General features: G+C 57.2%; 12 protein-coding genes. 6 read left to right on the plus strand and 6 right to left on the minus strand.

What is annotated here, in order from left to right; genetic code table 11:
- Positions 1–23: 23 nt before the first annotated feature.
- Complete coding sequence (locus tag DDT56_RS00325; protein ID WP_136164535.1) at positions 24–533, minus strand: Lrp/AsnC family transcriptional regulator; 510 nt, start codon at positions 531–533, stop codon at positions 24–26.
- A 259-nt stretch (positions 534–792) separates the two neighbouring features.
- Between DDT56_RS00325 and DDT56_RS00330 the strand changes: the two genes are divergently transcribed.
- From DDT56_RS00330 to DDT56_RS00345, 4 genes are all read left to right on the plus strand, one after another.
- The gene (locus tag DDT56_RS00330; protein ID WP_009115095.1) at positions 793–1,629 is read left to right on the plus strand and encodes an ABC transporter substrate-binding protein; all 837 of its coding nucleotides are present in this window, start codon (positions 793–795) and stop codon (positions 1,627–1,629) included.
- A gap of 131 nt (positions 1,630–1,760) precedes the next feature.
- Positions 1,761–2,513 (plus strand): amino acid ABC transporter permease, encoded by a 753-nt coding sequence (locus tag DDT56_RS00335; protein ID WP_136164536.1) that lies wholly within the window; start codon positions 1,761–1,763, stop codon positions 2,511–2,513.
- 2 nt (positions 2,514–2,515) lie between these two features.
- Positions 2,516–3,244: an amino acid ABC transporter permease gene (locus tag DDT56_RS00340; protein WP_136164537.1), complete on the plus strand. Its 729-nt coding sequence runs from the start codon at positions 2,516–2,518 to the stop codon at positions 3,242–3,244.
- 122 nt (positions 3,245–3,366) lie between these two features.
- Entirely contained in the window at positions 3,367–4,704 is a 1,338-nt protein-coding gene (locus DDT56_RS00345) for an NCS2 family permease (protein ID WP_136164538.1), read from the plus strand.
- A 34-nt stretch (positions 4,705–4,738) separates the two neighbouring features.
- Here the strand turns inward: DDT56_RS00345 and DDT56_RS00350 are convergent, their stop codons facing one another.
- The 5 genes from DDT56_RS00350 to DDT56_RS00370 form a co-directional block, all read right to left on the minus strand.
- The gene (locus tag DDT56_RS00350; RefSeq protein ID WP_136164539.1) at positions 4,739–5,470 is read right to left on the minus strand and encodes a 4'-phosphopantetheinyl transferase family protein; all 732 of its coding nucleotides are present in this window, start codon (positions 5,468–5,470) and stop codon (positions 4,739–4,741) included.
- A gap of 190 nt (positions 5,471–5,660) precedes the next feature.
- Positions 5,661–6,194 (minus strand): 4Fe-4S dicluster domain-containing protein, encoded by a 534-nt coding sequence (locus tag DDT56_RS00355; RefSeq protein WP_136164813.1) that lies wholly within the window; start codon positions 6,192–6,194, stop codon positions 5,661–5,663.
- A complete protein-coding gene (aegA, locus tag DDT56_RS00360; RefSeq protein ID WP_136164540.1) occupies positions 6,194–8,215 on the minus strand; it encodes a formate-dependent uric acid utilization protein AegA in 2,022 nt (673 codons plus the stop codon). The genes DDT56_RS00355 and aegA overlap by 1 nt, the downstream gene beginning before the upstream one ends.
- Before the next feature lie 490 nt (positions 8,216–8,705).
- Entirely contained in the window at positions 8,706–9,131 is a 426-nt protein-coding gene (locus DDT56_RS00365) for an organic hydroperoxide resistance protein (protein ID WP_136164541.1), read from the minus strand.
- 140 nt (positions 9,132–9,271) lie between these two features.
- Entirely contained in the window at positions 9,272–9,670 is a 399-nt protein-coding gene (locus DDT56_RS00370; protein ID WP_136164542.1) for a winged helix-turn-helix transcriptional regulator, read from the minus strand.
- A gap of 86 nt (positions 9,671–9,756) precedes the next feature.
- Between DDT56_RS00370 and DDT56_RS00375 the strand changes: the two genes are divergently transcribed.
- Positions 9,757–10,605, plus strand: coding sequence for an SDR family oxidoreductase (locus DDT56_RS00375; RefSeq protein WP_136164543.1), 849 nt, complete (start codon positions 9,757–9,759; stop codon positions 10,603–10,605).
- Positions 10,606–10,927: 322 nt separating this feature from the next.
- Positions 10,928–11,809: a DMT family transporter gene (locus tag DDT56_RS00380; protein WP_136164544.1), complete on the plus strand. Its 882-nt coding sequence runs from the start codon at positions 10,928–10,930 to the stop codon at positions 11,807–11,809.
- Positions 11,810–11,825 lie beyond the last annotated feature (16 nt).

The following is an 11,825-nucleotide window of genomic DNA, read 5'->3' on the forward strand; positions in this document are numbered from 1 at the left end:
GTCAACCTGCGTGTATTTCCACTTCAGAACGTCAGCTGGGTGGTGGAAAGCACTTCCCGCAGCCCGATAAAGGAGCGGATCTGGCGCACGCCGGGCAGAAAAAGCAGCTGTTCGGCGTGCAGCCGGTTAAAGCTCTGATTATCTTTAGTACGGATCTTCAAAATATAATCGAACTCGCCGGTGACCACATGGCACTCCATACAGCCGCTGATCCGCTGCACCGACGCTTCGAAATCCTTAAACGAGCTTGGCGTCGAGCGATCCAGCACCACCCCGATTAATACCACCAGACCGGCGTTAAGCGCCTGTGGATCAAGCAACGCCACCACCTGTTTAATCAGACCGATCTGTTTCAGCCGTTCAACGCGGCGCAAACAGGCCGGCGGGCTGAGATTGACTTTTTCCGCCAGCGCCACGTTGGATAGCGAGGCGTCCGCCTGCAAAAGCCGCAGGATGGCCGTATCGAAGCGATCCAGCTCATAGGATTTCTTCTCCTCCGCGGGAGGAGTAACGATGGGGGATTTGGCTTTCATGGCGGGTTTCCTCTGGGCGCCTGATAACGCATAAGGATAATAATTGCGCCATTAAGGTATTTTTGGCAATTAAATAAGGGAAAGATCGCCCACTACCGATGAAAAATTATAAAAACCTATCTCGATAAGCAACGGCTGGCGGTCTGTCGTCATAAACCACATGTAACATAAGGTTATATTATAGCTGTTTATGTTATTTCGCGCTTTTTAGCCCCGCTGATAGCCTACAATCAATATGTTAACTGGTTAGGGGCAGGGAATGAAGAATCGTATCGTGGCATTGGCGTTGCTGGCGGGTCTGGCGTCCGTTTCCGGAATGGCGCAGGCGGATAAGCTGGATGATATTCAAAAGGCGGGCGTGGTTAAAATAGCGGTATTCGACAGCAATCCGCCGTTCGGTTTCGTTGATCCGCAAAGCAAAAAGCTGGTGGGTTACGATGTGGATATCGCAGAAGAAATTGGTAAGGCGCTGGGGGTGAAGGTGGAACTGCGCGCCACTAACCCCGCTAACCGTATTCCGCTGTTAAGCTCCAAAAAAGTGGACCTGATTGCCGCGAACTTCACCATTACCGATGAACGCGCCAAGCAGGTAAACTTCAGTATTCCTTATTTTGCCACCGGACAAAAATTCATCGCCCGCAAAGGCGTGCTGAAAACTCCGGAAGACATTAAAGCGCTGCGTATCGGCGCGGATAAAGGTACGGTACAGGAAATCACCCTGCGCGAGCATTATCCCACCGCCAAAGTGATCTCTTACGATGATACGCCGCTGGCGTTCGCCGCGCTGCGTAACGGTAATGTGCAGGCCATCACCCAGGATGATGCCAAACTTGTCGGCCTGCTGGCCAACGTACCGGATGCCCAGAAAGCCGAGTTCGAAATTTCGCCTTTCAGCATCACCAAAGAGTACCAGGGCGTGGGTATTCCCAAAGGCGAGGAACGTTTGACGGAGAAAGTCAACGAAACCCTGCTGAACCTGGAAAAACAGGGCACGGCGAAAACGATCTATGACCGCTGGTTCGGACCGCAGACAAAATCGTCCCAGCCGCGCGGCGACTTTACTTTCGCCCCCCTGGATCAACAGCCAAAAGCCTGATTAACGCCATAATTTGCACTTAGACCCGCCGTGCGGGTATAACAGGATTTTGGCAGGTATTCTCCCGGCCCTCTGCTTTGCAGGGGGCATTGTTGTTTATGACACGCGGCGTTTATGAAAATTAGTGACCTATGAAACTGACCGACACGATACTGCAATACGTCGAAGCCTGGCTGCTGGCTCCCCAATACCTCAGCTGGCTGTGGCAGGGCTTTCTGGTCACGCTGTGGATTTCCCTCTGTACGATCATCCTGGCGACGTCGCTGGGCTTCCTGCTGGCGGCGGCGCGAGACAGTCAACTGCGCCTGCTGCGCTGGCCCGTTATGGCTTACAGCTCGCTATTCCGTAATACGCCGTTGCTGATACAGCTTTTTTTCTGGTACTTCGGCGCCGGTCAGCTATTTCCCTCGGAGATGATGCAGTGGCTTAACATGCCGCACGTCATCACGCTGCTGGGGATGGGCGTGGTGTGGCCCTCGTTCGAGTTTCTCGCCGGACTGTTCGGCCTGACGCTCTATTCCAGCGCGTTTATCGCCGAAGAAATCCGCGCCGGTATCGGCGGCGTGGCGCGCGGACAAAAGTACGCGGCGCTGGCGCTGGGATTAACGGGATGGCAATCCATGCGCTATATCGTATTGCCGCAGGCCTTGAAAATCGCCCTGCCGCCGCTGCTGGGCCAGTATATGAACGTTATCAAGAACTCATCATTGGCGATGGCCATCGGCGTGGCCGAACTCTCTTATGCATCCCGTCAGGTGGAAACCGAAACCCTGCGCACCTTTCAGGCGTTCGGGGTGGCGACGTTTCTGTATATCGCGGTTATTGCGCTGATGGAAGGCTGGGGAATGTGGCGTCAGCAACGTAGCCAGGCCGGGGAGCGCTGAAAATGGATTTCACCATTATTTACGACAACTTCAGTTACCTTATGTGGGGCCAGTTTCCGGACGGCCCGCTGGGCGGCGCGGCGCTGACGCTGGTGATTAGCCTGCTGGCGGGGTTGGCCTCCGCCGTGCTGGGAACCCTCCTCGGGGTGGCGCTGGCGATGTCCCGCGGCTGGTGCGCGGCGCTGCTGGCGATGGTTCTCGGTTTTTTCCGCGCCATCCCGGTCATCATGCTGATTTTCTGGACCTACTTCCTGCTCCCCATTCTGTTCGGCGTCGAGATCCCGGAAATTACCACCGTGGTCTGCGCCCTGGCGCTGATTGCGTCGGCTTATCTGGCGCATGGGGTGAAGGCGGGGATCGTGGCGATTGGCCGCGGTCAGTGGCAGGCCGGGTTATCTCTGGGCTTCAATCGCTGGCGGGTGCTGTGGCATATTGTTTTGCCGCAGGCGCTGAGGATGATGGTGCCGTCTTTTATCAACCAGTGGGTTTCGCTGATTAAGGATACTTCGCTGGCGTACATCGTGGGGGTGGGCGAACTGACTTTTTTAGCCACCCAGGTGAACAATCGCAGCATGGTTTATCCCATGGAGGTTTTCCTGTTCGTCGCGCTGGTCTATTTTGTTTTTTGCCTGTCGCTGGAGCTGCTGGCGAACGGGCTTAACAAGCGTTTCAGCCGCCAGGAAAAACCGCTAAAACGCTCGTGGCTATGGTGGCGCAGCCGGCCGGCCTGATGCTATCGGGCGATAATATCCGCCATCTTATGGAATGAAAAAAAACGGGGAATCAGCGTCAATGCGCGCAATTTTGTTATAGGATACCCGAAAACCATTATCCCCTCTTTGGAACGCTGACAATGAATAAATCACAATCGGGCCATGCCGCCGAGCAAGGTCTGCTGGAGCGTGTGTTTAAACTGACACAGCACGGCACCACCGCGCGGACGGAAACGATAGCGGGCTTCACCACCTTTTTGACCATGGTATACATCGTGTTCGTCAACCCGCAGATTTTGGGCGTGGCGGGCATGGATACCAGCGCCGTTTTTGTCACCACCTGTTTGATCGCCGCGTTCGGCAGCATCCTGATGGGGCTGTTGGCGAACCTGCCCGTGGCGCTGGCGCCGGCCATGGGGCTGAACGCTTTTTTTGCTTTTGTCGTCGTCGGGGCCATGGGGCTTTCATGGCAGGTCGCCATGGGCGCGATTTTCTGGGGCGCAATCGGTTTCCTGTTGCTGACCATTTTCCAGATCCGTTACTGGATGATCGCCAATATTCCGCTCAGCCTGCGGCTGGGCATCGCCAGCGGCATCGGGCTGTTTATCGCCATGATGGGGCTGAAGAACGCCGGCATTATCGTTTCCAATCCAGAGACGCTGGTCGCCGTGGGGGATTTGACCTCGCACGGCGTTTTGCTGGGCGCGCTGGGCTTTTTCATTATCGCGGCTCTCGCCTCACGCCATATCCACGCCGCGGTGCTGATTTCAATTGTGGTGACCACCTCGATCGGTTTGCTGCTCGGCGACGTCAAGTTTAGCGGCGTTTTCTCGATGCCGCCGAGCATCACCACCGTGGTCGGGCAGGTTGATTTGGCGGGAGCGTTGAATCTGGGGCTTTCCGGGGTGATTTTTTCCTTTATGCTGGTCAACCTGTTCGACTCTTCCGGCACCCTGATTGGGGTAACGGATAAGGCCGGTCTGGTCGATTCCCGCGGCAAATTCCCCCGTATGAAGCAGGCGCTGTATGTGGATAGCGTCAGCTCCGTCGCCGGGGCTTTTCTCGGCACCTCGTCGGTTACCGCCTATATCGAAAGCTCTTCCGGCGTCTCCGTCGGCGGGCGCACCGGCCTGACCGCGGTGATTGTCGGCCTGTTATTCCTGCTGGTTATTTTCCTGTCGCCGCTGGCGGGGATGGTGCCCGCTTACGCCGCCGCAGGCGCGTTGATCTACGTAGGCGTGCTGATGACCTCAAGCCTGGCGCGGGTTAAATGGGATGATTTGACCGAAGCCGTCCCGGCCTTTATTACCGCGGTGATGATGCCGTTCAGCTTCTCTATCACCGAAGGGATTGCGCTGGGCTTTATTTCTTACTGCGTGATGAAGCTGGCGACGGGACGCTGGCGCGAAATCAGCCCCTGCGTGATTGTGGTGGCGCTGCTGTTCCTGTTGAAAATCGTTTTTATCGACGCGCACTAATCCCCGAATCAACCGGGGGCGGCCATCCCCCCTGCTACTGCGATATCGCGGATGCCGCTTTTTCTGCGCTATGGCTGGTCAGTTTCATATAACGCGGCGGCGGCCGCTGCTGCCGCCCGATTTCCCCGGTTTTCTTCATGCCCGACTCGGTAGCGTATGTCCACATCACCAGCCGGTTAAGCGCCGGGACGTGCGCGCACGCCCAGGCGAGATAATCATCGATATCGCTCATGACTTCAACGGCAGGAAAGCAGTCGGAGCGCAGGCGTCCCGACGCCGGGTGGAGCTTGAGACTTTCCGCCCGGCACCCGTTCGAGCGTGGAATTTTCATCAGCGACTGGCGAATCGTGCCCAGCTGAGTGGCGGCCTCCAGGGGGTCGAGTTGCGCCTCGATCCAGGCTTTTTCCGCCGCGGTCGGCGTTGGCGTATGGGGCGAGGTGTTGATATTGACAATCTCGATATCCATACCGACGTCGCCCTCTTCGCTCATCAGAATGGCGATGGTATTTCCGGCGTAGCCCAGGCTGAAATTAGGCAGGTTGGGATCGGCGAAATAGGGACGTCCATCCGCAGAGGCAAGCAGCGCGGGCAGCTGCGGATAGCCGAGAAAATAGCACATCATCTCAGCCAGCAGCGCCCGGCTTTTCAGATAGCGCTCGCGGCGTTTGGCGGAAAAACCCTGCGTTGATGCAATGAGTTCGTCCGGCAGTCTTTGTAGATCGGGAAGCGTTTCCGTGCTGGTCCACCTGACGAAATGGCAGGTCATGGGTTCACTCCGTGAGGACGATGAAGAATCTAAACCACGTTTACAGGTATTATAGATACATATTATCAGACCAAAATATGAACTAAAGAAAAATAAATGGATAAATCGGCGATTATTATCCATTAATCACAACTTTCTTCCGTAAATGCCATTTTATCGAAAAATGGCATATGGACGATATCGCCGGCGCTTAAAGTAAGCGAATGTCCCCATTGCCCCGCGCCGAGCGCAGCTGCTTTTCATGGACCCGCCGCTGCAATTCGTCCGGCGTCACCAGTCGCAGAGCCGAGGTAGGACACACGCGTACGCAGGAAGGGCCGGCGGCGACGCCGGCGCACAAATCGCATTTGTGCGCTTCACTTCTCGGCGTCGCGTGCGGTTCGCCCTCCAGGCCGCTTTCCCTGATGACCACGTTAATCGCGCCAAAAGGGCAGGCAATCACACAGCTTTTGCAGCCGATGCAGCGTGACTGGATAACCTGAATGCCGTCGCGATCGCGCACCAGCGCGTCTTGCGGGCAGACGGCGGCGCAGGGCGCGTTCTCACACTGATGACAGAGCACGGGTACGCTGACGCTGGCGTTTTTTATCACTTTTAAGCGCGGAAAAAAGTGCGTGGATCGCAGTTTGGCGCTGTCGCCGCCGGCATGGGCCACCGCGCATGCTATTTCGCAGGTCCGGCAGCCGATGCACTTCTCCGCATCGGCGATAACGAATTGATTCATCATGGCGTTTCCTCCGGGGATGCGTTGACATCGGCCGTCGACGATATTGCCGGGGCCGCAGACGTAGCGGATGTTAATCTCATCATTTCCAGCATCCCCATGGCGGCTTTGCGGCCGTCGGCAATCGCCGTCACCACCAGATCGGCGCCGCGTACGGCGTCGCCGCCGGCGAAGATCTGCGGATGATTGGTCTGGCAGGGGAAGCGGCCGCCGGCCGGCGCGGTAATATGCCCCCATCTGTCCAGACTGACGTTCGCCTCTTCAAGCCAGGGCATACTGTGGGCCTGAAAGCCGAACGCGACAATGACGGCATCCGCGGGCTGCACAAATTCAGAGCCGGGGATGGGGCGGGGGCGACGGCGTCCGCTGGCATCGGGGGCGCCCAGCTCCGTACGCACCAGCTTGATGCCGCACACCTCCCCCTGCTCATTCAGGCAAATTTCCTGCGGCTGTACGTTGAACATAAAATCAACGCCTTCCTCGCGGGAGTTTTTTACCTCTTTTTTCGACCCCGGCATATTGGCCTCATCGCGGCGATAGGCGCAGGTAACCGATACCGCCCCCTGACGGATCGAGGTGCGCAGACAGTCCATCGCCGTGTCTCCGCCTCCCAGTACCACGACTTTTTTGCCCGCCATTGAAATATAGGGCTCGTCTTTCAGCTCGGGTAACCCCATCACGCGTTTGGTATTGGCAATGAGAAAAGGCAGCGCAGCGAATACCCCCGGCGCGTCTTCGTTTTCCAGGCCGGCTTTCATCGAACGATAGGTTCCCACTCCGACAAAGACGCTGTCGAACTCCTGCAGGATGTGAGTCAGGGAGATATCCTTGCCCACTTCGGCATTCAAGCGAAATTCAATGCCCATCTCGCTGAAGATCTCCCGGCGGCGGGCTAAAACCTGTTTATCCAGCTTGAAAGGCGGGATGCCGAACGTCAGCAGTCCGCCAATTTCAGGGTGGCGATCGAACACCACGGCCTGAACGCCGTTGCGCGTCAGCACGTCGGCACAGGCCAGTCCGGCCGGGCCGGCGCCGATAATGGCGGCCCGTTTGCCGCTAGGCCTGACGCGGCTCATATCGGGGGTCCATCCCATTTCCAGCGCGGTGTCGGTAATGTAGCGCTCAATGTTGCCGACGGTGACCGCGCCATACTCCTTGCCCAGCGTACAGGCGCCCTCGCATAAGCGATCCTGCGGGCATACCCGGCCGCAGATTTCCGGCAGGCTGCTGGTCCGGTGCGACAATTCAACCGCGTCCAGAATCCGTCCCTGTTTGGCCAGGCTCAGCAACTCGGGGATATTGTTATGCAGCGGACAGGTCCACTCGCAGACGGAATGTTTGCCGCAGGAGAGGCAGCGGTCGGCCTGATCCTGCGTCTGTTGGGGCGTAAAGCCGTGGTAAATCTCGTCAAATGTGGTTTTCCGCCGCGGCAGCGGCTTTTTCTCGGCGTCGAGACGCGGCCAGTTTTTTCGTTTATGCAGCGGATTGCTTTCGGCGGCTTTAAGCGCCGGGGCGGGGTGTTGCCAGGGAGAGGCGGAGCGCGACGCCATGCTTTGCTGTTTTTCCCGGCGGCGGCTTTCCAGCGTTTGCTCGCTGATTAAGCGCAGCGCCTGGGTCGGGCAGGCTTCAACGCAGGCTTGTCCTTGCGGCCTGCCCGCGCACAGATCGCATTTATGCGCCATCGCGGCGTCATTGGCCGCGTCCGTCACCACGGACATGGCGCCAAACGGGCAGGCCAGTACGCAGTTTTTACAACCGATGCATTTTTCTTTGATGATTTGAATGCTGTCGTCTTGCTGCACCAGCGCCTGGGTGGGGCAGGCGCTGGCGCAGGGCGCATCTTCACAGTGGTGGCAGGTGACTGCGGAACGCAGGCCTGGCGTGTTGAATGCTTTTATTCTGGGCTGGAACATCCCGGCGCTGGTTGGATATTGATCGTTGTTGTGTGAAATAACGCAGGCGATTTCGCAAGCGCGGCAACCAATGCAATCCTGAGAATTTGCAATAACGAATCTATTCATAACTTCCTCTTCCGACTCCATTTACCTGTAAAGAACACAGAGGCGGCTCAGCCCAACGCAGCCGGACAGGCTTGTCGTTGCGACGTAGTTATCCAACAGATATAAGCGGTTGCTTAGATCCGCATCGATAGCCTCTGATTTTTGGCGTTCGATTTTTTATCTGGTCACCCAGAAAATGGTTTGGAAGGGGTTGGTATGGATCTCGTCAGGAGAAAATACAACTATCCCCATTTTACTCTTACTCCAATTAATTTGGGGGATGTCCCCCCATTTATTGCTTCTCATCCTAATGATTCCGGCGGGCTGTTACTTTGATGCAGGACATGTAACGAGTCGGTTAATGCAAAATAAATCGGCGAAAAATATTGAATCGATTCAGTTGGTTGTGTTTTTACATTCAGGTAACAGCTGCACCAGGTATCATCTTGTTTTTATCCGATTTATCGGTTTGATTGAGCACGATATTGCGCCGTGCAGCAGGCGCAAGGGATCAGATTACCGTCAGCGTGACATCAATATTGTTGCGGGTGGCATTCGAGTAGGGGCAAACCACGTGCGCTTTCTTCACCAGTTCTTCGGCCTTGGCTTTATCAAAGCCCGGAACGGTGATTTTCAGCTCGACTTCAATACCGAAGCCGGTGGCGATCTTGCCGATACCGACGCTGCCTTCGATTGACGTGTCGGAAGGGAGTGAGACTTTCTCACTTGAGGCCACGCTCTTCAGCGCGCCAAGAAAACAGGCGGAGTAGCCCGCGGCAAACAGCTGTTCGGGGTTTGTCCCCTCACCGCCGTTGCCGCCCAGCTCTTTGGGCACATCCAGCTTGACGTCGAGATGTTTGTCTGAGGAAACCGCGCGGCCGTCACGCCCACCGGTAGCTTTAGCATGCGCAACATAGAGAACTTTTTCGATAGACATAATTTTTCCTGTGGTTTACGAGAACACCATTAAGCATAGACCATGACGGCGCGCTATGTGGCGTGGAGTAGGACGGCAAAGCGCAGGTCATTGATAAGGCTTATCAATCGGGTAACGACACAGGGGGCTGCGCCCGGCGATTACTTGTCCTGATGCGTCGCCTGAGCCGCCAATATCGTCGATATATTTTCTTCTATCCAGTCGGCCAGGATTTTGACGCGCTCGCTGGCCTCTCTGCCCAGCGGGGTCAGGCTGTATTCAACGTGCGGCGGTACGACGGGATAGGCGATGCGCAGGATAAAACCATCTTTTTCCAGCCATTGCAGCGTTTGCGCCAGCATACGCTCGCTGACGCCGTCAATTCTGCGCCGCAACTGGCTGAAACGGAGCGTTCCATCCAGCAATGCGACTAAAATCAGTACGCCCCAGCGGCTGGTAATATGGTTAAGGATCTGGCGGGACGGGCATTTTTCGGCGAAAAGATTTCCCTGCAACGGCGTAGCCGCTGAAGAGGCGGCTGTTGGTATTTTTTCCGACACTATACTTACCTTTATGTGCGTACTTACTAAAAGTTTGCTTTATCGCTATTATGCCAGTCGGTGTCAATCAAAGAAAGGAGCTTATTATGATTGCTGTAACAGGCGCATCCGGCCAATTGGGCCGTTTGGTTATTGAACAACTGTTGGATAAGGTTGCGGCGCAGGAAATTCTGGCGCTGGTAAGGGACGTCGCCAAAGTCGCAGATTTAACCGCACGCGGCGTACAGGTGAAGGCGGCGGATTATACGCGGCCGGAGACGCTGCTTTCCGCGCTGCAAGGGGTGGATAAGGTCTTGCTGATATCATCCAGCGAGGTGGGTCAGCGGGCGGTACAGCATCGCAACGTTATCGAGGCGGCGCAACAGGCGCAGGTTAAACTGCTGGCGTATACCAGCATTCTGCACGCGGATACCTCGCCGCTCGCATTGGCTGCCGAACACAAGGAAACGGAAGCGGCGTTAAAAGCGTCGGGTTTACCTTATGTGGTGCTGCGCAACGGCTGGTATACCGAAAACTATGCGGCTAGCATACCGGCGGCGTTGCAGCACGGCGCGTTTATCGGCAGCGCCGGCGAGGGAAAAATCTCCTCGGCCACCCGCGCTGACTATGCCGCCGCCGCCGTGGCGGTGCTGACTCAGGATAATCAGGCCGGCAAGGTTTACGAACTGGCGGGGGATGAGTCCTATACTCTGGCCGATCTGGCGGCCGAAGTCAGCCTTCAGTCGGGTAAGAGCATTGGTTACCGGAACCTGCCGCAAGCGGAATATAGCGCGGCGTTAGCGGCGGCGGGGATACCCGCGGCGTTCGCGGATATCATTGCCGATTCGGACGTGGGCGCCTCGAAAGGCGGTTTATTTGATGACAGCCATCAACTGAGCCGCCTGATCGGTCGTCCCACCACGCCGCTGGCGACCGTGGTGAAAGGGGCTATCTGATCGCTGACGGCGGCCCCTAATCAATGTGCCTTTCCGGCGGCGGGCTAAATCCCGCCGCCGGAGAATCGCGCCCTCGCCCTCAACGATCGCCAAAAATATAACTCGCCTTTCTGCGACGCGATCCGTTTGCGTGGCGCCGCGGCTTCGGCTAAATTTGTCGCATCGACTGAGTGGCAACTAGGGTTCCGAACGGCATGCCAACGCCGTTGTCTGGTCCGAGCGTTGTAGAGACCGCGGTTTTTGCCGCGGCTGCACCCGAGGGAGAAAAGCCCAGAGGAGGAGACGTCGAGTCTTCCCCATGGCTTTTTGAACCGGAGCGCTTATGTCTTTTCTTACCTTTATGCTGGTCGTTGTGGCCGCGGTTATCCATGCCACCTGGAACCTGCTCGCCAAGCGCGGCGCCTCGGCCGGCACCGCTTTCGTTTTTGTCTACAGCTGCGCCGCCTGCCTTTTTTATATGCCCTGGGTGGTCTGGCTGTTTGCCACCGGTACGTTGCGATGGGATCTCTCCGTCATCGCCTGCGTTGTCCTGAGCGGCGCGCTGCATTTGGCGTACAGCCTGTTCTTGCAGCGCGGATACCAGGTCGCCGATCTCTCGGTTATCTATCCCGTCGCCCGCGGCACCGCGCCGATGATGTCTACGCTCGGGGCATTCCTGCTATTTGGCGAACAGCTGACCGTCTCGGGCGTCGCCGGTCTTGGCGCCATCGTGATCGGCATCCTGTTGATTTCCAGTCAGGGAAATCTGGCCCGCTTTCGCCAGCCCGCCGCGCAGAAAGGCGTGCGATGGGGCGCCGCGACGGGGTCGATGATTACCGGCTACACCGTCGTTGACGCGTACGGCGTCAAAATCTTGGGGATCCACCCGGTCATTCTAGACTGGTGTTCGCAGGTCGTTCGCCTGGTGATGCTGTTGCCCTGGCTAGCCGCTCATCGCCACCAGGTTATCGGTCTTATGCGCGGCAAATGGGCTCTCGCCATCGCGGTCGGCATCCTTTCGCCCCTTTCCTATATTCTGGTGCTTCTGGCGCTGCGGCTGGGCGCGCCGCTTAGCGTGGTCGCCCCGGCGCGCGAGATGTCGATGATGGTCGGCGCGCTGTTCGCCATGTTTATCCTGCGCGAGCCGGTGGGGATTTGGCGTCTGGTGGGCTGTCTGGTGCTGGTCGCCGGCGTTGTGCTGCTGGCCCGGCACCCCGATTTTTAACGGCGGGCCGCGGGGG

The organism is Brenneria corticis (assembly GCF_003115855.1).
Classification (GTDB): Bacteria; Pseudomonadota; Gammaproteobacteria; order Enterobacterales; family Enterobacteriaceae; genus Brenneria; species Brenneria corticis.